Below are 25,057 nucleotides of genomic sequence, written 5' to 3'. Positions count from 1 at the left end.
CGCTATCAATTCAAGTAATTGCCGCCGTCGACATTGTAGGTCTGGGCGACGATGTAATCGGCCTCGGGGGAGGCCAGGAACAAGGCCATGCCGGTCAGGTCTTCCGCCGTTCCCATCCGGCCATAGGGGACAGCGTCCCCCACCAATCGTTTCTTTTCGCCGGGCGGACGGCCTTCATATTTCGCGAATAGCGAATCGACATGGTCCCAATGTTCGCCATCCACCACACCGGGCGCGATGGCGTTCACGTTGATCTTGTGCTTGATCAGGTCCAGCCCCGCCGACTGCGTCAGGCTGATCACCGCCGCCTTGGTCGCGCAGTAGACGGCGACCAGGGCTTCCCCCCGACGTCCGGCCTGACTGGCCATGTTGATGATCTTGCCGCCCGCGCCGCGCCGGATCATGGACCGGGCGACGGCTTGCAAGGTGAACAGGGTCCCGGCCACGTTCACCGAAAACAAACGGTCGAAACCGGCCCGATCGATCTCCACAATGGGTGCCAGATCGAATAAGGCGGCATTGTTGATCAGCACATCGATGCCGCCCGCCCGCTCCTCGACCGCCTGCACCGCGGCGTCGATGGAAGACTGGTCCGATACGTCGATCCGAACCGCGAAGGCCTTTCGACCGATATCCTCCGCCGTCGCCTGCGCCGCGTCCCGGTCGATATCCGCAACCGCGACCGTGGCACCGGCTTCCGCAAAACACCGGGCAAAGGCGCGTCCGATACCCCGGGCCGCCCCGGTGATCAGAACGACCTTTCCCGTAAAATCCGCCATTAGAGAGTCATGTCCTGCGCATCGAAACGATGGATGCGCCCCGCCACCGGGGACAGCCACACCGTATCGCCGTGGGACACCGGACGTTCACCCTCTACCCGCGCCGTTAGATGCCCGACGCCGTCGACATTAACATAGACGAAGGTATCGGAGCCGAGATGTTCGGAAACGGCAACCGTCCCCTTCCACCGGCCGGACTCCGTCGACAGTTCGATATGTTCGGGGCGGATGCCGATGGTCGCGGCGTTTTCCTTCGCCGCCTCCTCCCCGTCGATGAAGTTCATCTTCGGCGACCCGATGAAACCGGCGACGAATTTGTTGCGCGGGTTTCGGTACAGGTCCAACGGCGATCCGACCTGTTCCACTCGACCCGCCTGCAACACCACAATCTTGTCGGCCATGGTCATGGCCTCGACCTGATCGTGGGTCACGTAGATCATGGTCGTGCCCAGCGTCTGGTGCAGTTCGGAAATCTCCAACCGCATATTGACGCGCAGCGCGGCGTCCAGGTTCGACAAGGGTTCGTCGAACAGAAAGGCCGTCGGCTCGCGCACGATGGCGCGCCCGATGGCGACGCGCTGACGCTGCCCGCCGGACAACTGCCCAGGCCGCCGGTCGAGATAGTCGTTCAGGTTCAACACATTCGCCGCCGCCGCGACGCGCTTGTCGACTTCCACCGCGGGGAGTCCCGCCATCTTGAGCGGAAAGGCGATATTCTTGCGGACCGTCATATGCGGATACAGCGCATAGGACTGGAACACCATCGCCAGACCGCGTTTCGCCGCCGACAGATCGGTCACGTCCTGTCCGTCGATGGCGATCGTGCCGCCGCTCGTATCCTCCAGCCCCGCGATCATGCGCAGCAAGGTCGACTTGCCGCAGCCTGACGGGCCGACGAAGACGACGAATTCGCCGTTATTGACCTCAAGATCGATGGACGGAATGACGACGGTGTCGCCGAACGCCTTCTTCACATTGCTGAGTGTGATGCTTCCCATTGTTCTATGTCCTATTTCACGGCGCCGAACGTCAGTCCGCGCACGAGTTGTTTCTGGCTGAACCAGCCCAGGATGAGGATCGGCGCAATCGCCATGGTCGATGCGGCGCTGAGCTTCGCGTAGAACAATCCTTCTGGGCTGGAATAACTGGCGATGAACGCCGTCAGCGGGGCTGCCTTGGCCGCCGTCAGATTCAACGTCCAGAACGCCTCGTTCCAGGCCAGGATGATGTTCAGCAACAATGTCGATGCGATGCCCGGAATGGCCATCGGGGTCAGGACGTAGACGACCTCATCCCACAGATTGGCCCCGTCCATGCGCGCGGCCTCCAGAATCTCTCCCGGGATTTCCTTGAAATAGGTGAAAATCATCCAGACGATGATCGGCAGATTGATCATGGTCAGCACGATCACCAGTCCGGTGCGCGTATCCAATAGGCTCGCATCCCGGAACAGAAGGTAGATCGGCACCAACACCCCGACGGGCGGCAGCATCTTGGTGGATAGCATCCACATCAAAATGTCCTTGGTCCGCTTCTTCGGGAAAAAGGCCATCGACCAGGCCGCCGGAACCGCGATGATCAATCCCAGGACCGTGGAGCCCAGGGAAATCACCACCGAATTCAGGAAGTGCAGGAAGTAGTTCGACCGTTCCTGAACCTCGGCATAGTTCTCCAGCGTCCAGTCGAAGAACAGGAAGGACGGCGGCGAGGCCACCGCTTCGGCTTCCGTCTTGAAGCTGGTCAACACGGTGTAAAGGATCGGGAAGAAGATCGCGATGCCGACGGCCCACGCAATCAGCGTGACCACCGCCCGGCGCTTATTGTTTACCGCTCTTGCCATGGGTCACGCCTCCAAGTTCTTGCCGATCATCCGCATCAGGAAGATCGCGACGATATTGGCAATGATGACCGCGACCACACCGCCCGCGGACCCGCCACCGACGTCGAACTGAAGCAGCGATTGCGAATAGACGAGGTAGGTGATGTTGGTCGACGCATAGCCCGGCCCGCCATTCGTCGTGACCAGGATCGCGGCGAAGGTGGACAAGAGGAAGATCGTCTGAATCAGGATCACCACGGTGATCGCCCGCGCCATATGCGGCAGGATGATATGGAAAAATCGGCTGAACGGTCCGGCGCCGTCCATTTCCGCGGCTTCCAACTGTTCCCGGTCCAGGGATTGAAGCGCGGTCAGCAGGATCAGCGTCGCGAAGGGCAGCCATTGCCACGCCACCATGCCGGTGATCGACAGCATCGGGGCCTGCGCCAGGAAATCGAAGGGCGGCAGGCCGACCGATTTCGCGACATAGGCGAACAACCCGTTCACCGGGTTCATGAACATGTTCTTCCAGACCAGGGCCGACACGGTCGGCATGACGAAGAATGGCGCGATCACCAGAATACGGACGATGCCCTGCCCCCAAATCGGCTGGTCCAGCAACAGCGCCAGCAGGGTGCCGCCGATCGTGGTCACGATCAGCACCCCCAGGACCAGGATCAACGTATTGGTCAGTGCGGAAAAGAAAGCAGGATCGGTCAGGAAATATTCGTAGTTCAGAAAGCCGATCCACCGTTCCATCCCCGGGGACAGAAGGTTGTAACTGAGAAACGAGAAATAAAGCGTCATCGACAGCGGGATCAGCATCCACGCCAGCAGCAGCAGAACCGCCGGCGAGATCATGATGCGTGCCGCCACATTGGATTTTGCGGTCGCCATATCAGCCGCCTCCTTTTTTGAAACCGACCAACCGGAACCGAACCGGGGCGGGTGAGAGATTTCCCACCCGCCCGGATTTCGGCGCGACGTCTTTAATCGACGTAACCGGCCTTGCGCATTTCACGCTCGGTCAGTTGTTGGGCGCTTTGGAGGGCCTGATCGACAGTGACCGTCCCGGCCAGCGCGGCAGAGAATTGCTGCCCGACCGCGGTACCGATACCCTGGAATTCCGGGATGGCGACGAACTGAACGCCGACATAGGGAACCGGATCGACCGTCGGGTTGTTCGGGTCGGCGGCATTGATGGATTCCAGCGTCATCTGCGCGAAGGGCGCGGCGGCCTGATATTTCGGATTGGCGTAAAGCGACTTACGCGTCCCGGGAGGCACATTCGCCCAACCTTCCTTTTCCGCGACCATTTCCAGATAGGATTTGGACGTGGCCCAGGCGACGAACTTCTGCGCGGCTTCCGCCTTCTGCGTGCCAGCCGGAATGCCCAGCGACCATGCCCACAGCCAGTTACCGCGCTTGCCCAGACCGTTATCCGGCGCCAGCGCGAAGCCGACCTGATCGGCGACCGTCGAGTCCTTCGGGTTGGTCACAAAGGACGCGGCCACGGTGGCATCGATCCACATGCCGCATTTGCCGGTCTGGAACAGGGCCAGGTTTTCGTTGAACCCGTTGGAAGACGCACCGGGAGGGCCCGCCTCGTTCATCAGATTGACGTAGAAGGTCAGCGTTTCCTTCCATTGCGGTGTATCGAACTGGGCCTTCCAGTCCATGTCGAACCAGCGGGCGCCGAAAGAATTCGCCGTGGCCGACAGGAAGGCCATATTCTCGCCCCAGCCCGCCTTACCGCGCAGGCAGATGCCGTAAATTTCGTTGTCCTTGTCGGTCATCGCCTTCGCGGCCTTCGCAATGAAGTCCCAGGTCGGCGCTTCCGGCATGGTCAGACCGGCCTTTTCCATCAGGTCCTTGCGATACATGACCATGGAGCTTTCGCCGTAGAACGGCGCGGCATAAAGCTTGCCGTCGACGGACAGGCCGCCGCGGATCGCGGGCAGCAAATCGTCCACATCGTAATCCGACGGCAGGTCGGCCAGTTCGACCAGCCAGCCCTTGTTGGCCCAAATTGGCACTTCATAGGTGCCGATGGTCATCACGTCGTACTGACCGCCCTTCGTCGCGATATCGGTCGTGACGCGCTGACGCAGCACGTTTTCTTCCAGGGTCACCCAGTCAAGGTCGATCCCCGGATTCTGTGCGGTGAAATCTTCCGAAAGCTTTTGCATCCGGATCATGTCGCCATTGTTGACGGTCGCGATCGTCAACGTTTCGGCCGAAGCCGACGACACCATACCAAATGCCAAAAGCGAGCAGGCCGCCCCGAAGAGCTTCTTGATACCCATGTTTTCCTCCCTCATTTTATGGTGGGCAATTGCCAATGTTTTGAGCAATTATTCATTCAATGTTACAAGACTGTCAACAAGGATCGCGCGCCGCTAACTCGGAAAAGACGATCCAGTCAGAAGAACTTCGCCTAAACCGGTGAAAAAAGGTCCGGATTTCAGGGAGGAACCGGGAATGTCAGGCCAGCAAGGCCCGGGCGGTCGCTTCGTCCGTGATCAGGCCGTTTACCAGCCCCGCCGCCACGGCGGCGCGAATCGCGGCGCGCTTCACGCTGCCTTTCGCGATGCCGATGACCAGGGACGTGTCGCGGGACGGAATCGCGGCGCTCGCCACCCGTTCATTGGTCAAACCTTGAATAATCTCGCCGTCGGCATCGAAGGCCCAGCCGACGATCTCCCCCACCGCGCCCGTTTTCTGAAGCGCCAGCAATTCGTCATGGGTGATATACCCGTCGACATAGAGAGGCGCCGACTCGCCCAGCTCCCCGATCCCCAGAAAACTGACATCCGCCCGCTCCGCCATGGCGAGGGTGGACCGCACGATCTTCTGATCGTGCAGCATCTTGCGTTCGCTCGCGGACGACGCGATCACCGGCAGGGGCATCGGGAATGTCTTTGCCGTGACCACGCTGGCCAGGGTGAAGACCACGTTGTAATAGGCCGCCGCCCCATCCGGCGAAATATTGCCGGTCAGGGAGACGACCGTATGGTGGGGACAATCGATGCGCGGCAGGCATTCGACCGCCGCCTTCAAGGTTCGCCCCGTGCCGATGGTCAAAACGATCGGGTCCTCGCGCGTCAGCCATCGTTCGATTTCGGTCGCTGCGGCCTCCGCAATGCCGATTGTGGTCGAATCGGAATCCAGCCCCGACGGCACAATGTCACAGAATTGCAGATCGTACCGGGCCTTCAGGTCCGTCGCCAATCGCAGGCATTCGGCAATCGGGTGATCGATCCGTACCTTCACCAAACCGGCGGCCATGGCTTGCGAGACCAACCGCTGCGCCGACTGCCGCGACACGCCCAGCTTGGCGGCGATTTCTTCCTGCGTATTGCCGGCGATGTAATACAGCCACGCGGCGCGCGCCGCGTCGTCCAGTCGGTTACCGTTACCGGCCATAAGAACTCTCCCTACCGGCGGGGCGGACTGTGCCCCGCACCGACAATATCACCCCCATATCTTTCCAATTGCCAGCAATTTGGGCAAATGCCCATGTGCAGGATGTCAGTCAGGAGGAAGTCCCCATGTATCTAGTCTGCGGCGAGGCGCTGTACGACGTGTTTCTGGATTCGGAAAACGGGTCCGGGGTTTTGCGGCTTGAAGCGCATCCCGGCGGCTCCCCCTACAATGTCGCGATCGGTATCGCGCGGTTGGGGGGCAAGGCGGCGCTGCTGACCGGCATGTCCCACGACATGCTGGGGCAGCGGCTGTTCGACATCCTGTCTCGCGAAGGGGTCGCGACGGATCACCTGGTCCGCCTGGGGCGGCGCACGACGGTCAGCCTTGTCGGCGTCGATGCGCAGGGGCATCCCGCCTATACCTTCTACGGGCTGGGCTCCGCCGATTGCAGCATCACGCCGGAGGATATCCAACCACCGGGGCCAGGCATTACCGGCCTGCATTTCGGATCCTTCTCTCTGGTCGTGAAACCCGTCGCCGATGCCTTCGCGCAACTGGTCGACCAGCCGGGGGGCCGCTTCGTTTCCGTCGACCCGAATGTCCGAACCAATGTCGAACCGAACGTCGACCTGTGGCGCGAACGCCTGTCCCATTACGCAAGCCGCGCCGACCTGATCAAGATCAGCGCGGAAGACAGCGGCATCCTGTTTCCGGGCCAAAGCTTCGAGACGCTGGCGGCCGATTGGATTTCCGGCGGTTGCCGGCTGGTGATCGTCACGGATGGCGGCGACGACGTCCTGGCCTGGACGGCCAGCGGCGCGTCGGCACGGGTGACGCCGGACAGCTTCCCCGTCGTCGATACGGTCGGCGCCGGGGACAGTTTCCAGGCCGCGTTGCTGGCCAAACTGGCCGCCGACGGCGACGGCAATCCGAAAGCGGCGGTCGCATCGATGGACGCCGCATCGCTCAGCGGTCTTCTCGGCTATGCGATTTCCGCCGCGCGGGTGACCTGCGGCAGGCGCGGGGCCGATCTGCCGCGCGCCGCAGATTTGTAACAATCCGATCTACAAGAATCAGGGAATGGGAGGGATTTGCATGAGCTTGAAACTGAAACCCGGCGTGGTCCACGGCGCCGCCTATCGCGACCTCGTCGATCATTGCAAGGAAACGGGATACGCCCTGCCCGCCGTCAACATCACCGGCACCAACACGCTAAACGCGGTGCTGGAGGCCGCACGGACGGCACAATCCGACGTGATCGTGCAGATGTCGAACGGCGGGGCCGCCTTCTTCGCCGGACAGGGCCATCCGGACAAAAGCCGCGCCATGGTCCTGGGCGCGGCGTCGGCGGCACGGCACGTTCATATGCTGGCCGCCGATATGGGGGTCTGCGTCATTCTGCATACAGACCACGCCAACCGAAAACTGGTGCCCTGGGTCGATGCGATGATCGATATCGGACAGGACCATTACAGTCAGTTCGGCGGCCCGCTGTTTTCATCCCACATGATCGATCTGTCCGAAGAACCGTTGGACAGCAATCTTTCCGAATGCGCCCGCGTGCTGGAACGGCTGGCACCGCTGGATATGAGCATCGAAATCGAACTGGGCGTCACGGGTGGAGAGGAAGACGGCGTCGGATCGGATGACGACATCGCCGATAATCCGAAACTGTATACCCAGCCGGAAGACGTGCTGTTGGCCTATGACCGGCTGAATGCGATTGGTCCGTTTTCCATCGCGGCATCCTTCGGCAATGTGCACGGCGTCTACTCGCCCGGCAATGTCCGTCTGCGGCCGGAGATATTGAAAGCCTCGCAAGACCTCGTCGCGGAAACCCATGACCTGGGTCGGAACCCGCTGGATCTCGTCTTTCACGGCGGGTCCGGGTCCGACCTGGAGGATATCCGCGCGGCGATTTCCTATGGCGTGTTCAAGATGAATATCGACACGGATACCCAATTCGCCTTCGCCCAGGGTATCGGGGATTATGTCCAGGGTCATGCCGCCGCCTTCCGCAGCCAATTGGACCCCGCGACCGGACAGCCGCTGAAGAAGCAATACGACCCGCGCGTCTGGCTGCGCGAAGGCGAGATGTCGATGCGCGACCGGGTTGTTCAGGCATGCCGGGACCTGGGCAGCATCGGAAAATCCGTGGCCGCCTGACCGTTAATTTTTCTTCCTTTCAGCATAAACACCATCGGCAACGCCACTCTGTTTCAGGGTGGCGTTTTCGCATCATCGATGCGTTTTCTCATCATTCGACGGGGCGATTCCGAGAACTTCCCGACTAAGAACCATGTCCTCCGGTACCTTAAAATTTTTATTTCTATTTTTTTCAATACCTTAATCGAGTCCCTCTCAATTTAGGAAGTCAACTTGCATGCAAATAGGGAAAACGCGGGAACCCTTCAGGGAGTGAATAAAATGATGCAGGTTGCAGACAGTTTCGAGACGTTGCCGTTTCTGGACGTCGCCGATCCGAACTTCTCGATCCGTTCCCAGGCGGTGCTGAATGCGCGGGACGAATCCTGGTGTGCAAAGACCCCCTACGGTCTGGCCGTCCTGCGTTACGACGACGTCTTGAAGCTGCTGCGTCACCCTACCCTGCGGCAGGGGTCTTACCGCTGGCCGACCCATGTCGGCGTGACGGGCCTGTTCGCCCGGTGGTGGGAAAACATGTTGTTGAGTCAGGAAGGCGAAAACCATGCGCGCCTGCGCCGCATGGCGAATCCGGCCTTCTCCCCCAAACTGATTAAGGATTTGCGGCCCAAATTCGAAATCTTGGCGAACCGCCTGATCGACGGTTTCGCGGCAAAGGGGGAATGCGACTTCATCGCGGAATTCACCGAGCCCTATGCGACCGGCGTGATCTGCGACCTGTTGGGCCTGCCGTTCGAAAAATGGCGGGAACTGGCCGATATCGCCGGGGATATGGGCCTCGCCCTTGGCGTCACCTACAAGCAGGACCTCGCCACCGTCGACGCCGCGACACAGAAGATTTTCGACTATGCCGAAGAACTGGTGGCCCTGCGCCGGGCGGAGCCGTCGGACGATTTCATCGGCACCCTGGTCAAGGCGAACGAGGACAAGTCCAAGCTGAACGATCAGGAACTCCTCGACATGATCGTCCTGGCAATTTTCGGCGGTATCGACACGACCCGGAACCAGTTGGGATTGGCGATGGACATGTTCATCCGCCATCCGGATCAATGGGCCTTACTGGCCGAAAAGCCGGAACTGGCCCGCGCGGCGGTCGAAGAGGTTATGCGCGTCCGCCCGACCATCACCTGGGTCACGCGCGAGGCGACGGAAACCTTCACCTATAACGACCTGGAAATCCCCAAGGGAACGACCCTGCACCTGTTTTCCCAGGCTGCGTGTTCCGACCCGACGGTCTTCCCCAATCCGGAATTCGACATCACGGCGGAACGGAACCCGCATTTCGGCTTCGGCGGCGGGGCGCATCACTGCCTGGGCCATTTCATCGCCCGCGGCGACATGACGGAAGCCCTGAAGCTCTTGGCCCAGCGCCTGAAAAATCCGCGCTTCAACGGGGACGTCAGCTGGCTTCCCGACAGCGGCAATACCGGGGCGATCAAGATGCCGATCGCCTTCGATCCGGCATAACGAACGGGAACAGGGAAGAGGAAACCGCCATGAAAATCGATGTCGATCTGACGATCTGTTTGCTGCACGGCCAATGTGTCATCGCCGCGCCCGAGGTTTTTTCCTTCGCGGATGACGGCAGCCTTGTCTGGGTAACCGATCCCGACGAAGGGCTGCGCGCCGATGCGGAAGCCGCCGCCGACGCCTGTCCCGAACAAGCGATCATCATAAGCTGACGGGGCGGGGATGAGCGGACCTTCCATCATCATCGTGGGGGCATCCCTCGCCGGTCTGCGCACGGCGGAAGCGATTGTCGCATTGCGCCCCGATGCCCGCGTCACGCTTGTCGGCGCGGAATCCCATCCGCCTTACAACCGCCCGCCCCTGTCGAAGGAAGCCATCCAGGCCCTCGCAGACGGCAGCGCGCCGCCGGACGCGGTGTTCGAAAAACTGCTACTGCGCAGCCGCCTGAACCCGGAAGACGTCAACCTGCGCCTCGGCCGGGCGGTCACCGGCGTGGAAAGTGACGGTGTCCGGCTGTCGGACGGATCCTTGGTGCGGGGCGAATGGATCATTGCCGCGACGGGGCTGCGGCCGCGCCGCCTACCGATACCGGGAATGGAAAGCGTCCGCCATGTGCTGCGCAGTTTCGACGATGCCCAAGGGCTCGCCGCGGAACTGCAACCGGGCAAACGTCTGCTGATCGTCGGCGCGGGATTCATCGGCTGTGAAATCGCCGCGACCGCCCGCAAGCTTGGTCTGTCGGTGACGCTGGTCGACCCGACGCCGCAACCGATGTTGAAGGCCCTGGGCGCGCGGGTCGCCGCCGCGATGGCGCAATTGCATCGCGCAAACGGGGTTCATCTGATCCTGGGGCGTTTCGTCGAAAGTTTCACGGACGGCAGCGCCATCCTGGATGACGGGCAACGCATCGAAACCGATCTGGTGGTCGAGGCCATGGGGTCACGCCCCAACACGGAATGGCTGTCCGGTACAGGCGCCGATCTGGAAGATGGGGTTCTGGTCGACGGACGCATGGTCGCGGCGGGGACGGAAAACCTGTTGGCCGTCGGCGATGTCGCCCGCTTCCCCAATCCGATATTCGACACCGTTCCCCGTCGTGTCGAACATTGGAGCATCCCCGGCGTCACCGCGAAACGTGCCGCCGAAAGCATCGCCGCCCTGACCGACGGCAAGGAGCCGGACGCCGCCTTCGCGCCGATGCCGAGCTTCTGGAGCGACCAATACGGCATGCGGCTGCAGGCCTTCGGCGCGCCGACCTTGGCGGAAACGCAAACAGTCATCGAAGGCGATTTGAGCCGGGTCGGCACCGAGCCGGTCATTGTCGAATATGCCCGCGACGACCGCATCGTCGGTATCGTCGGCCTGGGTGCCAACCCCGCCAGTCTCGCAAAACACCGGTCCCGCATCGCCGATGCATCGACCCCTTTCGCAGCCGTTTGAGGAAACCATGACCGACGATTTGAAAGCCGCCTTGGACAAATTCGACGCAGACATCATCCATGTCGGCCAGTTCGATTACGCGTCCGTCTTCCGGGAACGCCGCTTGCGCCGCGAACAGTTCCTGCATTGGGCGGGCGACCCCCGATTTGCCAATGTCATCGCCTATTGGGACAGCGGCGACACGCTGTTCGGCGGCACGTCCTATTTCACCGAAACGGTCGACATCGACCCGTCTTCCATGCGTGCCAACCCGTCCGAGCCGAAAGCGGTCACCGTCATCGCGGAACTATCGGGCGAGGCGAAGGAGGTGATGCCGCGACAGGTTCTGCGCAAGCAGATCGAACGCGCCGCCGCCATGGGCTACACGGTCGATGCCGGGTTCGAGTTCGAATTGCTGATCCTCGACGAAACGGAAACCACGATCCGTGAAAAGGGTTTCGGCGCGCTGGGCAAATACGCACCGGACAACAAATGCTGGTCCGGGGCGACGGCCAATACCTATGCCGACTTCATCGCAGGACTGGAGGCGGAAATCCTCGGTCACGGCGTATCCCTTTATGGTTTGGGCGTTGAATTGGGGCCCGGCTGCCTGGAAGCGACGCTGGCCGCGACGGAAGGCCTGCGGGCGGCGGACGACGCGTCCTTCCTGCGCCTCGCTGCGCGCAGCTACGCCCGTAAGCACGGCAAGACGATCACCTTCATGCCGCATATGGGGAACGACTACCCCGCTATCGGCGGCCATTGCGTGATGAGCCTGCGCGACGCGAAGACGGGGGCGAACCTGTTTTCCGATCCGGACGGCAAGACCAACGATCTGGCGGGCACGTTCATTGCGGGCATGATGGAAATCGTGCCGGAAGCGTTTGCCATGTGCACATCGACGGTGAATGCCTATCGCCGTCTCGCCCCCGGCAGTTGGGCCCCCAAATCTCTGACCTGGGCGGAATATCCGTTCACGGTCGCCGTCCGGTCCGTGCCGCATAAGGACGACCGCGCCCGCCTGGAATTCCGCGTGCCGCCCGCCGACTGCAACCCCTATCTGACCATGGCCCTGATGCTGGGCGCCGGGCTGGACGGGATCGAACGCGGCCTTGCCACACCGCCCGCGACGGCCGCCGCCCATCCCGATTTCGTGCCGGAAGGCGCGCGGCGCTTCCCCCGCGATCTTGTGGAGGCAGCGGACAATCTGGCGGCATCCGACCATGCGAAGCGCATTTTCGGGACGGCCTTCACGGACAATTACGTCGCGGCCTGCCGGTCCGAATATACCAGCCTGGCCCGCGCGGTCAGCGACGAGGAACGCGCCCGTTACCTCGAAGGATAACGCCCAAACGACTCAAAGAAGAACCACCAGAAGCAGGGATGAACGATGAACACGAATACCGATTACCACCGCGAACTTGATACCCCCGGCCGCGCCGAACAAGTCGCCCGTGTGCGCGCGAAGATCGACGCGCTGGGTGTCGACTATATCTACTATCAATATATCTCCATCACCGGTCGCGTGATGGGCAAGGCCGCGCCGTCCCGCCATTGGGAAACGCAGTCCCGTAAAGGGGTACAGACCTGGATGGGCGGCGTCACCAACGTGTTGCCGGATTTTCAGGGCAACTTGATCGGGTTCGACGCCAATGCCATGGAATGCATCGCGCTGCCCGATCCCGACACCTTCGTCCAATTGCCCTGGGACAAGCGCGTCGCCCGCGTTTTCTGCACCCTGTTCTACGGCTTGGAAGATCCCAATCATCCGGGTGAATATTACGAATACGACACGCGCGGCAACCTGAAGCGGTTCGATCGCGACTTCCGGGAAGCGCATAACGGCCTGCATGTCAGGGTTGGCATGGAACCGGAAATGCTGTGGCTGAAGCCGAAAGACGGCGAGGTCCGCCCGTTCGAAGGAATCACGGAACCCCTGGCCTATCACATCGGGCAGTTCGAAAGCGCCCGGACGATCTGGATGCAGGTATCCGATTACGCCCGCGCCATGGGCCTGGACATGATCCAGGGCGACTGCGAGGACGCGCCGGGTCAGATCGAACTGAACTATCAGTTCGACGACATGCTAGCGACCTGCGACCGCATGACGACCTACCGCCAGATTTGCGCGGAAGTGGCGCGCCAGCACGGGCTGATCGCCTGCTTCATGTCCAAGCCTTACATGGGCTACGCGGCCAACGGCTGTCACCACAACTGCTCCATCTGGTTGGGGGGCGAACGCGAGGTTCAGCAGATCGTACCGGGCGAATTGCCGGGGATGGAAGAAAACTGGATGTATTCCGTCGGCGGCACGAACGAATTCGAAGGCACGGATGGCGGCTGGTTGCCGTCGGAACTCGGCCATTGGGTTCTGGGCGGCGCGATCAAGCATATCGACGCCCTGACCGCCATCGGCGCATCGACGGTCAACAGTTACCGCCGATTCAACGATTTCGGCCTATGGGCGCCGATCGGCGCCAATTGGGGCCTGCAGAACCGGTCCTGCACCATCCGCATTTCCTCCCCCGACCGCATGGAATTCCGGGCGGTGGACAGCATGGTCAACCCGCATCTGTTCTGCGGCGCACTGTTGAAGGCGATGGACGACGGCATCCGCAACAAGATCGATCCGGGCAAGCCGGAAGACCGCAACGTGACGGAGGTCTGGCAGTCCGGCGGCGACGTCAAACTGATCCCGCTGAACCTGCGCGACGCGCTCGATGCGTTGAAACAGGATGAGGTCGTCCGCTCCGCCATGCCGGGCCGACTTTACGAAGTTTACGACGAATACAAACAAGATGAGTGGACGCGGTTCTTAAGAGAGGTCACCAATTGGGATGTGGAAAGGTATCTGCACTGCCTGCCGTAACCCAAAGCTGACTTGAAGGGACTGGACATGGGAAAAGACGCGACGACCGTGACGGAAATGACGGACATTCTGTGCCGCGACGGGTCGATTCTCCATGTCTGCCCGACCCAGGAGGCCGCGATGGGCCTTGCAGCGGGAGAGATGACGGGCGCCCCCTGGTCCGACATCTACCCGCTGCCGTCCCGCGAACGATTGGAAGGGCTGTTCGCCCAGACCCGGCCCGGTCCGCATGTCGTGCGTCTGGACCTGCGCCGGGCCACGGGCGGCCCGACGATTTCCACCACCGCCGTGGCGACACTGTATGACGACGCCAACCACGGCGCCTGCCTGCGGCTGGTGAAATGGCGGCAAGGCGGCTCCCTGGACGATGTCGCCCGTCTGGCGGAAGAAAACGAGATCCTGTCGTCGATCCTGGCCGCGTCGGACGATGCGGGCTGGTGCATGGAATGGCGCGAACCGCTGGACCTGTCCGCGCCGGAGCAAGAAATCGTCCGGCAAGTTTTCGAGAACGGCCCGCGCTGGCGGTTCTGCAACGATGCGATGGCACGCCTGTACCGCACCCCGGAAGGCGAGGACTTCAACCTGCGCCCGGTTCACGAAACCTTCCAGCGCAGCCCGGAAAACGAAACCTTCGTGCGCAGCCTGATCCGCGCGAATTTCGATGTGAACGGCGCCCCGTCCCGCGACCTGCGTTATGACGGCATGTATATCGAGGTCGAAAACGACGTCCGCGGCCATATCCGGGGCAATCGCCTCTACCGCATGTGGGGAACCGTTCGCGACGTGTCCAAACATGCCCGCCGCGCGGCGGGGCTGCGCGAAGAAATCGACACGCTGCGCAGCATTATCGAGGCCGTGCCGGATGCCGTTTTGGTCGTCGACCGAGACGGAGCCATCCTGCGCATCAATCTTGCCGCCGAAGAATTGCTGCACGTGACCCCGGATATTCTGCCGGAACGCAATTTGAAGGATCTGATTGATCTGCCATCCGGCCTGTCGGCGCTGTTTTCCTCGACCGCGTCGACAATTCCTCGGCATCCGAACCGGATATTCCCGGTCGGCATTCCGGGGGCCGGTTCGAACCTGCGTGCCGAATTGACCGCGCGGCCGCTTACGCTGCGCGGCAACGACTATCTCGTCCTCAGTCTGCGGCCCCGGATGGGATCGGCGGGCGCCGGCGAGACGCGGGACTCTCTCGTCAAACTCCGGGCGGAGCGATAGGCGATGGGAGAGAAACCGATGACACGGAACCAAACCCCATCGACCCCGTTCGACGTCACCGCATCCCTGGACGCGCTGCCCGACGGTCTGATTGTCCTGAACGACGCGGGCATCGTCGCCTTCTGCAACCGCGAGGCGGGGACCATTGCCGGTTTCGATCCGACAGGAATCGTCGGCCAGGATTTCGTCGCGGTCTGTCGGGAATCCGATCTGAACTGGACGCTGATCCTGGAGATGCTGGAGGCCGGGCGCAGCGGCAACCTGATCCTCCGCGGGGAAACCGTCGGTGCGATTTTCGTGACATTGCGCCGGGCGGGACCGCCGGAAGCGGATGCCGGTTATGTTTTGACCCTGCGCGATCTCGCCGTCTTCGACCATGCCCGGCGTCAAGCATCCGGCCAACGATCGGAAGCGGGCTTTCACGCCGTCAACGAACGCCGCCTGCGCCCGGACTTCGCCCGCCAGCGCAGCATCTCCCCCTGGCTGGACCGCATGATGGCACGCGGCGAGCGCGCCTTGCTGCAAGGGGCGCGGATCATCATCACCGGCGAGTCCGGCGTGGGTAAGACGGAAATGGCCCGCTACCTGCACAATTTCGTCGCCAACGGCACCGACCCCTTCGTCGCCGTCAATTGCGCGGCGATCCCGGAAAGCCTGTTCGAATCCGAACTGTTCGGATACGAGAAGGGCGCTTTCACCGGCGCGTCGGTGGAAGGCAAGAAGGGACTGATCGAATCCGCCGAAGGCGGCACGCTGTTCCTGGACGAAATCGGTGAAATCCCCTTGCCGTTGCAGGCAAAGCTGCTGTCCTTCCTGGAGGACGGGGTGATCATGCGCATCGGCGGCACACGGTCGCGCCGGGTCAATGTTCGAGTGATTTCCGCGACCAACCGCGACCTACTGGCGCTGGCCGACGAACGGCGATTCCGGCTGGACCTGTATTACCGGCTGGCCGTCGTGAACATGCCGATGCGCCCGCTGCGCGAGGTGCCGGAACTTCTGGAACACCTGATCGAGAAATTCCTGACGGCGATCAATCAGCGCCGCTCGGTCCCGTTGGACCTGTCCGACGACCTGCGCGACCGCCTGCGCCTGTACCAATATCCCGGCAATATCCGGGAATTGTGGAATCTGATGCTTCAGATTTCCGTCTTGGGCGAGGATATCGACGAACTGCCCAGGCGGTTAATGGAACTGGACCTGAATGCGCCGAATGCACCCCTTCAGGAAACCCTACCGGAAACGCCCCCGCTGGCGGAAAGAACATCCCTCCGCGACGCAGTCGCGGACTACGAATTACGGATCATCGAAGACGCGATCCGTATTCACGGCAGTAAGCGGAAAGCGGCTGCCGCGCTTGGTGTCGATATCGGCACCATTTCCCGTAAAACCAGAAAAAACCAGTAAACGGCACCACGAAGAACAGAGGAGCGAGTTAAAATGAGATCCAAGTTTTTAGCATGCAGCGCCTTCCTGCTGGCGGCGTCCGCCAGCACCGCGATGGCCGAAGAAACCCTGAACGTCCTGACCTGGGAAGGCTATACCGACCCGTCCTTCATTACCCAGTTCGAAGAGGAATCCGGCTGCAAGGTGAACGCCACCTATGTCGGTTCGAACGACGATTTCGCACCGAAGCTGACGGCCGGCGGCGGGGTCTATGACCTGATTATCCCGTCGATCGACACGACGAAACTGATGATCGATCTGGACTTCGTGGAACCGTTGGACACCAGCAAGATCGCCGGTTGGGACGATATCTATCCGAAGTTCCGCGCCTTGGACGGTATCCAAAAGGACGGCGAATATTACGGCATGCCCTATGCCTGGGGCGCGATCGCCTTCATGTATCGGGACGATGCGTTCGCCACTCCGCCGACCTCCATCGCCGATCTGTGGCGTGAGGATCTGAAGGGTAAAATCTCGCTTTGGGACGACAAAAGCGCGATCTATGTCGCCGCGCGCAAGAACGGCGATATGAATATCTACGAACTGACCGACGAACAGATCGCCAAGGCGCAGGAAGCTCTGGCGGAACAGAAGCCGCTGGTCCGTAAATACTGGGCGACGGCAGGCGAATTGGTCGACCTGTATAAGGCGGGCGAAGTCGTCATTTCCAACACCTGGGCCGGGTATCAGTCCAGCCTGCTGGCCGATGAAGGCATCAAGGTCACGGAATTCATCCCGACCGAAGGCGCCGAAGGCTGGATGGACAGCTGGATGGTGGTCAAAGGCACGCCGAACAAGGATTGCGCCTACAAGTTCCTGAACATGCAATTGTCCGAACTGGGTCAGTGCGGCGTGGCGAATGTGAACGGCTATTCCGCGTCCAACGCGGCGGCGGCGAAATCCTGCATGACGCCGGAACAATTCGCGGCCCTGCATCAGGACGATCCGGATTATCTGGACAGCCTGCTGATGTGGGCGCCGCTGGGTGACCGGTTCGAGGTCTACACCAACGCCTGGAATGCGGTGAAAGCTCAATAATCGTTTGGTTATCCGAACCTTCTATTTTCGAAGGGTCGGGCGTTAAAATCGGTACCGGGTGCCGTCTCCGCGAGATCGGAACGGCACCCGAAACCCGGACGGGAACAGGGGACAGGGTAGATGGCCGCAATTATCCAGTTGGAGAATCTCTCCAAGCATTTCAGTCCGACGATCATTGGCGTCGACGACGTATCGCTGTCTGTCGAGGATGGGGAGTTCGTAACCCTTTTGGGACCGTCGGGATGTGGAAAGTCCACGCTGCTGCGCATGATCGGCGGATTCGAAAAACCGACCGCGGGCACGATCCGGCTGGCGGACAAGGATGTCACCTGGGACCCGCCCTATCGCCGGGCGGTCAATATGGTCTTCCAAGACTATGCGCTGTTTCCGCATATGACGATCGGCGAGAATGTCGGCTACGGCCTCAAAATGATGAAACTGGGGAAGAGCGAGATCGAGACGAGCGTCATCGATGCGCTGCGGCTCGTCGAACTTCAGGACAAGATCGATCAACGTCCCCAGCAACTGTCCGGCGGGCAGCGGCAGCGCATCGCGCTGGCCCGCGCCATCGTCCGGCGCCCGAAGGTCCTGCTGCTGGACGAACCGCTCTCCGCGCTGGACGCGAAGCTGCGCGAGTTGATGCAGATCGAATTGAAACACCTGCATGAAAAGGTCGGGATCACCTTCATCATGGTGACCCACGATCAGACCGAAGCCCTGGTCATGTCCGACCGTGTGGTCGTCATGGAAGCGGGCCGGATCGCGCAGGAAGGCAAACCGCAGGACCTCTACGATCATCCGAAATCGCCCTATGTCGCGAACTTTATCGGGACGACCAATTTCCTGAACGGCACCATCGACAGTGTCGATGGGTCGCGGGCCGTCATCGGCATGAACGGTGCTTCCCTGAATGCCGATCTGGAAACCGCCTTTTCGAAAGGCGCTGCCGTCACCGCCGGTATCCGACCGGAAAAAATCCGCGTACTGGCCGACGGCGAATCCGCCGGCAACGTTCTGTCCGGCACGGTCGCCGAAGTCATCTATTACGGGTTGGGATTGCGCCTTTCCGTAAAACTGCCCGGCGGGGAGAAAGTTTATACCGACCGTATCCTGCCCGACCGCCTGGCCCAGACCTCGGTGCCGGAAGTCGGCCAGCCCGTGCGCCTGGGCGTCGATCCGCAAAACGTCTTCGTTTTCGAAGGAAGGATCGAACCGTGAGCGCCCTTTCCCGCACCCTCGCAGGACGCGGCCTCGCGAAACACAATCTCGCCGGGGCCTTCGTCGTCGGAATTCCGATCCTGTGGATCGCGTTCTTCATGCTGCTGCCCTACGGCATCATCGTCGTGACGTCCTTCTGGCTGAAGAAATATCCGTCCTTCATCCCGGATTTCCAGTTCGGGAACTACATAACCCTGTTCACCGATCCCCAATATGTATTGGTCATCCTGCGGACGCTGAAGATCGCGATTCTGGTATCCATCGCGTCCTTTCTGCTGGCCTATCCCTTCGCCTATTACCTCGTCTTTCGGTGCAAATCGGCGGCGCTGCGGGCGTGGCTTTATATGGCGGTCATCGCGCCGCTTTGGGTCAGCTATCTGCTGCGCGCCTATATCTGGAAAACAATCCTGGGCACGGAAGGGGTGCTGAATTCCCTGCTGATCAATGTCGGTATCATCGACGAACCTTCGTCGATCTTCCTCTACAACCAGTTCTCCATGGTCGTGACCCTGACCTATATCTTCATCCCCTTCATGGTCATGCCGATCTACACGGCGCTGGAAAAGATCCCGACGAACCTTGTGGAGGCCTCCGCCGATCTGGGCATGGGACCGTGGCGCAGCTTCTGGCATGTGACCTTGCCCCTGTCCCTGCCGGGCGTCGCCGCCGGATTCACCCTGACCTTCTGCCTGTCCTTCGGCGACTTCATCGCCCCCTTCCTGGTCGGTGGGCCGGACGGGAACCTGATCGCGAATGTCATCGCGACACAGTTCGGCGCGGCGCTGAACTGGCCGCTCGGTTCCGCCCTGTCCATCGTCATGCTGGTCATCGTGCTGTCCATCGTGTCCCTGTCGGACCGGATGGAACGCAAGGGCCTGACGGGAGGTTTGTGATGAAGAACGCACCGATGAACCTCGTTTCCCGATACGGCGCCGACACGGCCTTCATGACCTTCGTCGGTATGTTGATGGCGTTCCTCTACGTGCCGATCTGGGTTTTGGTCGCCTTTTCCTTCAACGATTCCCGCTCGCTGACCTGGCCATTGTCCGGCTTCACCCTGGATTGGTACCGCAAGCTGGCGGAAAACACCGACCTTCAGGCGGCGATCTGGAACAGCTTCTATGTCGCAAGCTTCGCCACGGCCCTGACCCTGATCGTCGGCGTCCCGGCGGCCATGACGCTGCACCGTTTCGCCTTTCCGGGGAAATCCATCTTCCGGCGGCTGATCCTGTTGCCGATCACCCTGCCCGGCATCGTGACCGGTATTTCCATGCTGAACATGTTCAAGCTGGTCGGTTTCCAGTTGAGCCTGGAAACGGTGATCCTGGGGCATGCCACCGCCTTGCTGGGCGTTGTCGTCACGCAGGTTTACGCCCGGCTGCAACGCCTGCCGAAATCGCTTGAGGAAGCGGCCTTCGATCTGGGGGCCGGACCGTGGCGCAGCTTCATCGACGTGACGCTGCCCAATATCAAGACGGCGATCATCGGGGCGGGACTTCTGTCCTTCGTCCTGTCCTTCGATGAAATCCCGGTGACGTTCTTCCTGACGGGCCGCGACAATACGCTGCCGATGTACATCTATTCGACCATGCGCCGGGGCGTTACGCCGGAAATCAACGCCGTCGCCACCCTGATCGTGGCCGCATCTTTAGTGCTGATCGTTGCCGCCGTGATCGTCACGCGCGGTCGAAAGAACCAGTAACGGGGAGAGTGAAATGACACTGACAGTGCAGGATTGGAAAAAGAAAGCCGCGGCGATCAAACCGGAAACCCGCATGTATATCGACGGTAAATTCGTCGACAGCGTGACGGGCCGGAAATTCGAATCGATCAACCCGGCAACGGGCGAGGTTGTGGCCGCCGTCGCCCAGGGCAACGCGGAAGACGTCGACCGGGCCGTCGCCTCCGGCCGAAAGGCCTTCAAGTCCGGCGTCTGGTCGCGCATGGAGCCGCGCGCGCGGATGGACGTTATGTCCCGCTTCGCGGATCTGATCGAAGAACACGCCGAAGACTTCGCGGTTCTCGATACGCTGGATATGGGCAAGCCGATTTCCGACATGATCAATGTCGACATTCCGGGATCGCTGTCGACCATCCGCTTTTTTGCGGAAAGCATCGACAAGATGGAAGGGGTCGTCACCGCCACCAATTCGGACGCCCTGCATTACATCCTGCGTCAGCCGATCGGCGTTTGCGGCCTGGTCGTGCCGTGGAACTATCCGCTGATGATGGCCGCCTGGAAAATCGCCCCGGCCCTGTCCTGCGGCAATTCCATCATCCTGAAACCCGCCGAACAGTCGCCGCTATCGGCCCTGCTGCTTGCAAAGCTGTTCAGCGAGGCCGGTGGCCCGGACGGTGTCTTCAACGTCGTCACCGGCTTCGGCGAGGAAACCGGCAAACCGATGGCGCTGCATATGGACGTCGACAAGATCGGCTTCACCGGTTCCGGCGAGGTCGGCAAGCTGATGCTGATCTATGCCGGGCAGTCGAACATGAAGCGCGTGACGACGGAATGCGGCGGCAAGTCCCCGCAGATCGTCATGGCCGATTGCGAGGACCTGGAAACCGCCGCCGCGACGGGCGTCGCCGGGATTTACGGCAACCAGGGCGAGGTCTGCTCCGCCGGGTCGCGTATCCTGGTCGATCGCAAACTCTACGGCGATTACGTCGACCTGTTCACCGCGGCCGCGAAGAAGTCCGTCGCCCTGGGCGATCCGTTGAACCCGGATACGACCATGGGCCCGCTGGTGACCACGGAACAGCAGAGCCGTGTCCTGGGCTACATCGATGCGGGCAAATCCGAAGGCGCGAAACTGGCCTTCGGCGGGGTGGTTCCGGCGGAATACAATGCGGGATGCTATGTCGAGCCGACGCTGTTCACCGACGTGTCCAACAAGATGAAAATCGCCCAGGAAGAAATCTTCGGCCCGGTTGCGTCCATTATACCGGTCGACGGTTACGACAACGCGATCGAGGTCGCGAACGATACGATCTACGGCCTGGCCGCGTCGATCTGGACGGCGGACCTGAAGAAAGCCCATCGTTTCGCCCGCGATATCGAAGCCGGGATCGTCTGGGTCAACGCCTATGAGGCGGGCGACGCGACGACGCCCTGGGGCGGGTTCAAGCAGTCCGGCAACGGCCGCGACAAATGCCTGGAGGCCCTGACCCAATATACCCAGACCAAATCGGTCTGGATCGATTTGAACGGATGATTGATACTGCGGGCGGTTCGAAAGGCCGCCCGCAATTTCTTCGGAGGGTTCAAGCGCCGGTCCGATGAAGATATCCAACGAAATCTCAATGCGTCAGCAGACCGCGTTGAGGCTCACCTTGGGCCTCACCCGGTCGATCGGTTTCCTTGAGCTTTCGAATGTCGAACTGACGCAGACGCTTCACGAAATCGCATCGGACAATCCCTGGCTTATGGTTCAGGCCGCCCGTCCGGCGGAATTCAACAGTGCCGATGCCGAAGACGACGGCCCCTCGCTCATTTCGCATATCCTCAGTCAATTGCCGCATCTGGTCCCCGCGCCGCGCGATCACGCCATCGCCATTGCCCTGGCGGAAGCGTTGGATGCGAACGGCATTCTGACGGCCACGACCGACGCCGTCGCGCGTCGAACCGGCGTGACGCGGGACCGCGTCAATGCGGTCCTGGACGCGCTGCGCAGGATCGAACCGCGCGGCGTCTTCGCCCACTCGCTGGCGGATTGCCTAGGCCTGCAACTCGCCGCTGTCGGTGCGTTGGACGCGGAAATGCAATCCGTGCTCGACCGTCTCGACCTCCTGACCCAGGGCGGATTGGAGGCCCTGGCGGCGGAAACGAGGCTGCCATTGTCCAGGGTCGCGTCCCTCGTCGCCCGCCTGCGGGAACTCGACCCGCGTCCCGCCGCCCGGTTTTCCAGCCAGACCAGCGCATCCCGTGTCGCGGACCTGACCTTCACCGAGACGACGGATGGCTGGCAGGTCGCCCTGAACCCGGAAACGACACCCCGCCTATCGCTGGCGACCCTCGGCGGATCGGTACCGCGCGGGTCGCGCCTTTCCCAGGAGCGGCGGGAAGCCAATATGCTGATCGCCGCGATCGAACGGCGGAACAAATCGATGCTGGATGTGGGCCGCGTCCTGGCGAGAGAACAATCCGGTTTCCTGTCGGACGGCGTCGGGTCCTTGCGCCCCCTCACCAAGCGGGCGGTCGCGTTGGAAATAGGCCTGCATGAAAGCACCGTCGGACGCCTGGTCAATGCGGGGTCCGCCGCGACGCCGCATGGCACAATCCCGCTGACCCGCTTTTTCAGCCGCGCAGCGCGGCGGGACCCGATCACGGACGAACCCCGGTTTGCCGCCCCGGCGGTGGGGGAAATGATCGCCCGGATCGTAGAAAGCGAATCCGCCGAAAAGCCGTTCAGCGACACGCAAATCGCCGAACGGCTATCCCGTCACGGCATCACCGTGTCCCGGCGTGTTGTGTCCAACATCCGAAACCGGGCGGGGATCGACAATCGCGCGACCCGGAAACGCCGCCGTTGATCCATCTCATGCCCCCCAAGCATGCTATGCCCTATCCTGACGGTAACAACGACGCGTCAGGATAGGAGAGTGTTATGGAATGGGCTGGATTTTTAAGCGAGACGAATAAGGAACTGGCCTCCTTGCGCGAAGCAATGCCGGAGGCCGCCGCCGGGTTCGCGCAACTGGCGAAGGCCGCTACCGCGCCGGGCGCCCTCGATCCGAAAACGAAGGAGCTGATCGCGATCGCCATCGGGATCGACACGCATTGCGACGGCTGTATCGGGTTCCATGTGAAGGCCGCGATCCGGCATGGCGCGACGCGGGAGGAAATCGCCGAAACGGTGGGCATGTGCGTCTATATGGGTGGTGGACCCTCCTTGATGTACGGCGCGAAGGCCCTGGCGGCATTCGATGAATTGTCCGGTCCGTCCGCGCCCTAACGCGACGCCGTTCCCAGGAAATCCGCCGCCTCTTCGCCCGCCCGTCGACCCAGGGCAAAACAGGCGGTCAGCAAATACCCGCCGGTGGGGGCTTCCCAATCCAGCATTTCACCGGCTGCAAAGGTACCGGGCATGGCGGCAAGCTGCGTGGTTCCGGTGACGGCGTCCCATCGCACCCCGCCGGCGCTGCTGATCGCTTCCTCCAGGGGGCGGGACCGGATCAGCCGTAGGGGCACGGCCTTGATTGCCGCGCCCAGACGGACCGGGTCCTGGAAGACATCCGGGGAAAGACATTCGCGCAGCAGCCCGGCCTTCACCCCCTTCAATCCCGTCGCCTTGCGCAGATGGCTGGAAAGAGATTGTTTGCCGCGATCCTTCGACAGGGCCTGGACAAGCCGTTCCTCGCCGCGGTCCGGCGTCAGGTCGAGGGTCAGTTGCGCACTGCCCGTTCGGTCCACCTGATCGCGCAGAGAAGCGGAAAAGGCATAAACGGCGCTCCCCTCAATTCCCGTTTCGGTGACGACGAATTCGCCGGGGCGGGCGGTCGCACCGTCTTTCAGGACAACCGACTTCACCGGTTCTCCCGCAAATCGCTCCACGAAATGCGGCGTCCAGGCAACATCGAAACCGGCATTGGCGGGCCGGAACGGCGATAGGGCGACACGGTTCCGCATCCATCCGGCCCAGGCCCCGTCGCTGCCCAATTGCGGCCAGCTTGCGCCGCCCAGGGCCAAAACCGTCGCGGGGGCCGACACCGTCACCGGTCCGGACGGCGTATCGAAAATCAAGCCGCCGTCCGCGCCCCAACCGGTCCAGCGATGACGGACATGAATGCGCAATCCCCGATCCCGCAACCGCGCGAGCCATCGGCGCAGCAAAGGCGCCGCCTTCATTTCCGTCGGGAAGACCCGGCCGGACGATCCGACAAAGGTTTCGACACCCAATCCCGCCGCCCAGTCGCGGACGGCGGCATTATCAAAGTTGCGCAGGGACGATTCCAGCCAATCGCGTCCCGCACCGAACCGGGTCAGGAAGGTTTCCAACGGTTCGGCATGGGTCAGGTTCAGCCCGCTCTTCCCCGCCATCAGAAACTTTCGCCCCAAGGACGGCATCGCGTCATACAGGTCGACGGCAACCCCACGGTCGAGCAAGACATCGGCGGCCATCAGCCCCGCCGGGCCGCCGCCGACGACAATGGCGCGAGGGGTAACGACCTCAAGCATGGGACACCGGC

At 61.8% G+C, this 25,057-nt stretch carries 23 protein-coding genes; 16 read left to right on the top strand and 7 right to left on the bottom strand.

Annotated elements, in window-relative coordinates; genetic code table 11:
• Window positions 1-5: 5 nt before the first annotated feature.
• The 6 genes from HH303_RS13300 to HH303_RS13275 form a co-directional block, all read right to left on the bottom strand.
• Window positions 6-779 (bottom strand): L-iditol 2-dehydrogenase, encoded by a 774-nt coding sequence (locus HH303_RS13300; protein WP_169625863.1) that lies wholly within the window; start codon window positions 777-779, stop codon window positions 6-8.
• Window positions 779-1,777, bottom strand: coding sequence for an ABC transporter ATP-binding protein (locus tag HH303_RS13295; RefSeq protein ID WP_169625862.1), 999 nt, complete (start codon window positions 1,775-1,777; stop codon window positions 779-781). The genes HH303_RS13300 and HH303_RS13295 overlap by 1 nt, the downstream gene beginning before the upstream one ends.
• 11 nt (window positions 1,778-1,788) lie before the next feature.
• A complete protein-coding gene (locus HH303_RS13290) occupies window positions 1,789-2,619 on the bottom strand; it encodes a carbohydrate ABC transporter permease (RefSeq protein ID WP_169625861.1) in 831 nt (276 codons plus the stop codon).
• Between the two features lie 3 nt (window positions 2,620-2,622).
• Window positions 2,623-3,495, bottom strand: coding sequence for a carbohydrate ABC transporter permease (locus HH303_RS13285; protein WP_169625860.1), 873 nt, complete (start codon window positions 3,493-3,495; stop codon window positions 2,623-2,625).
• Between the two features lie 92 nt (window positions 3,496-3,587).
• On the bottom strand, window positions 3,588-4,904 hold the full coding sequence (locus HH303_RS13280) for an ABC transporter substrate-binding protein (RefSeq protein WP_227421821.1): 1,317 nt from the start codon (window positions 4,902-4,904) through the stop codon (window positions 3,588-3,590).
• 178 nt (window positions 4,905-5,082) lie between these two features.
• Window positions 5,083-6,024, bottom strand: a complete 942-nt coding sequence (locus HH303_RS13275; protein WP_169625858.1) for a sugar-binding transcriptional regulator — start codon at window positions 6,022-6,024, stop codon at window positions 5,083-5,085.
• A 125-nt stretch (window positions 6,025-6,149) separates the two neighbouring features.
• Here HH303_RS13275 and HH303_RS13270 point away from each other — a divergent pair, with 125 nt between their 5' ends.
• From HH303_RS13270 to HH303_RS13195, 16 genes are all read left to right on the top strand, one after another.
• The gene (locus tag HH303_RS13270) at window positions 6,150-7,079 is read left to right on the top strand and encodes a carbohydrate kinase family protein (RefSeq protein WP_169625857.1); all 930 of its coding nucleotides are present in this window, start codon (window positions 6,150-6,152) and stop codon (window positions 7,077-7,079) included.
• 40 nt (window positions 7,080-7,119) lie between these two features.
• The gene (gene fbaA / locus HH303_RS13265; protein ID WP_227421820.1) at window positions 7,120-8,190 is read left to right on the top strand and encodes a class II fructose-bisphosphate aldolase; all 1,071 of its coding nucleotides are present in this window, start codon (window positions 7,120-7,122) and stop codon (window positions 8,188-8,190) included.
• A 261-nt stretch (window positions 8,191-8,451) separates the two neighbouring features.
• Window positions 8,452-9,654 carry a cytochrome P450 gene (locus tag HH303_RS13260; protein ID WP_227421819.1) on the top strand — a complete coding sequence of 401 codons (1,203 nt, stop codon included), beginning with the start codon at window positions 8,452-8,454 and terminating at the stop codon, window positions 9,652-9,654.
• A gap of 29 nt (window positions 9,655-9,683) precedes the next feature.
• A complete protein-coding gene (locus HH303_RS13255; RefSeq protein WP_169625855.1) occupies window positions 9,684-9,869 on the top strand; it encodes a ferredoxin in 186 nt (61 codons plus the stop codon).
• A gap of 10 nt (window positions 9,870-9,879) precedes the next feature.
• Window positions 9,880-11,097 (top strand): NAD(P)/FAD-dependent oxidoreductase, encoded by a 1,218-nt coding sequence (locus HH303_RS13250; RefSeq protein ID WP_169625854.1) that lies wholly within the window; start codon window positions 9,880-9,882, stop codon window positions 11,095-11,097.
• Window positions 11,098-11,104: 7 nt separating this feature from the next.
• On the top strand, window positions 11,105-12,421 hold the full coding sequence (locus HH303_RS13245; protein ID WP_169625853.1) for a type I glutamate--ammonia ligase: 1,317 nt from the start codon (window positions 11,105-11,107) through the stop codon (window positions 12,419-12,421).
• 45 nt (window positions 12,422-12,466) lie between these two features.
• Complete coding sequence (locus HH303_RS13240) at window positions 12,467-13,945, top strand: glutamine synthetase family protein (RefSeq protein ID WP_169625852.1); 1,479 nt, start codon at window positions 12,467-12,469, stop codon at window positions 13,943-13,945.
• 27 nt (window positions 13,946-13,972) lie between these two features.
• Window positions 13,973-15,166 (top strand): PAS domain-containing protein, encoded by a 1,194-nt coding sequence (locus HH303_RS13235; RefSeq protein ID WP_169625851.1) that lies wholly within the window; start codon window positions 13,973-13,975, stop codon window positions 15,164-15,166.
• 18 nt (window positions 15,167-15,184) lie between these two features.
• Entirely contained in the window at window positions 15,185-16,573 is a 1,389-nt protein-coding gene (locus HH303_RS13230; protein ID WP_169625850.1) for a sigma-54 interaction domain-containing protein, read from the top strand.
• Window positions 16,574-16,606: 33 nt separating this feature from the next.
• Window positions 16,607-17,650 carry an ABC transporter substrate-binding protein gene (locus tag HH303_RS13225; protein ID WP_169625849.1) on the top strand — a complete coding sequence of 348 codons (1,044 nt, stop codon included), beginning with the start codon at window positions 16,607-16,609 and terminating at the stop codon, window positions 17,648-17,650.
• Between the two features lie 120 nt (window positions 17,651-17,770).
• The gene (locus tag HH303_RS13220; RefSeq protein WP_169625848.1) at window positions 17,771-18,868 is read left to right on the top strand and encodes an ABC transporter ATP-binding protein; all 1,098 of its coding nucleotides are present in this window, start codon (window positions 17,771-17,773) and stop codon (window positions 18,866-18,868) included.
• Complete coding sequence (locus tag HH303_RS13215; protein WP_319637411.1) at window positions 18,865-19,761, top strand: ABC transporter permease; 897 nt, start codon at window positions 18,865-18,867, stop codon at window positions 19,759-19,761. Before HH303_RS13220 ends, HH303_RS13215 begins: the two co-directional genes overlap by 4 nt.
• A complete protein-coding gene (locus HH303_RS13210) occupies window positions 19,761-20,570 on the top strand; it encodes an ABC transporter permease (RefSeq protein WP_227421818.1) in 810 nt (269 codons plus the stop codon). Before HH303_RS13215 ends, HH303_RS13210 begins: the two co-directional genes overlap by 1 nt.
• A gap of 13 nt (window positions 20,571-20,583) precedes the next feature.
• Window positions 20,584-22,083, top strand: a complete 1,500-nt coding sequence (locus HH303_RS13205) for an aldehyde dehydrogenase (protein ID WP_169625847.1) — start codon at window positions 20,584-20,586, stop codon at window positions 22,081-22,083.
• Between the two features lie 88 nt (window positions 22,084-22,171).
• A complete protein-coding gene (locus HH303_RS13200; protein ID WP_169625846.1) occupies window positions 22,172-23,401 on the top strand; it encodes an RNA polymerase factor sigma-54 in 1,230 nt (409 codons plus the stop codon).
• 74 nt (window positions 23,402-23,475) lie between these two features.
• On the top strand, window positions 23,476-23,823 hold the full coding sequence (locus tag HH303_RS13195; protein ID WP_169625845.1) for a carboxymuconolactone decarboxylase family protein: 348 nt from the start codon (window positions 23,476-23,478) through the stop codon (window positions 23,821-23,823).
• On the opposite strand, the gene HH303_RS13190 is transcribed toward HH303_RS13195, so the two are convergent.
• Complete coding sequence (locus tag HH303_RS13190; RefSeq protein ID WP_169625844.1) at window positions 23,820-25,046, bottom strand: TIGR03862 family flavoprotein; 1,227 nt, start codon at window positions 25,044-25,046, stop codon at window positions 23,820-23,822. The two genes, HH303_RS13195 and HH303_RS13190, sit on opposite strands and share 4 nt — an antisense overlap.
• Between the last annotated feature and the right edge of the window lie 11 nt (window positions 25,047-25,057).

The sequence above is a fragment of the Pacificispira spongiicola genome (assembly GCF_012926505.1).
Lineage (GTDB): Bacteria > Pseudomonadota > Alphaproteobacteria > UBA8366 > Aestuariispiraceae > Pacificispira > Pacificispira spongiicola.
This window is presented reverse-complemented; position numbering and strand designations above follow the sequence as displayed.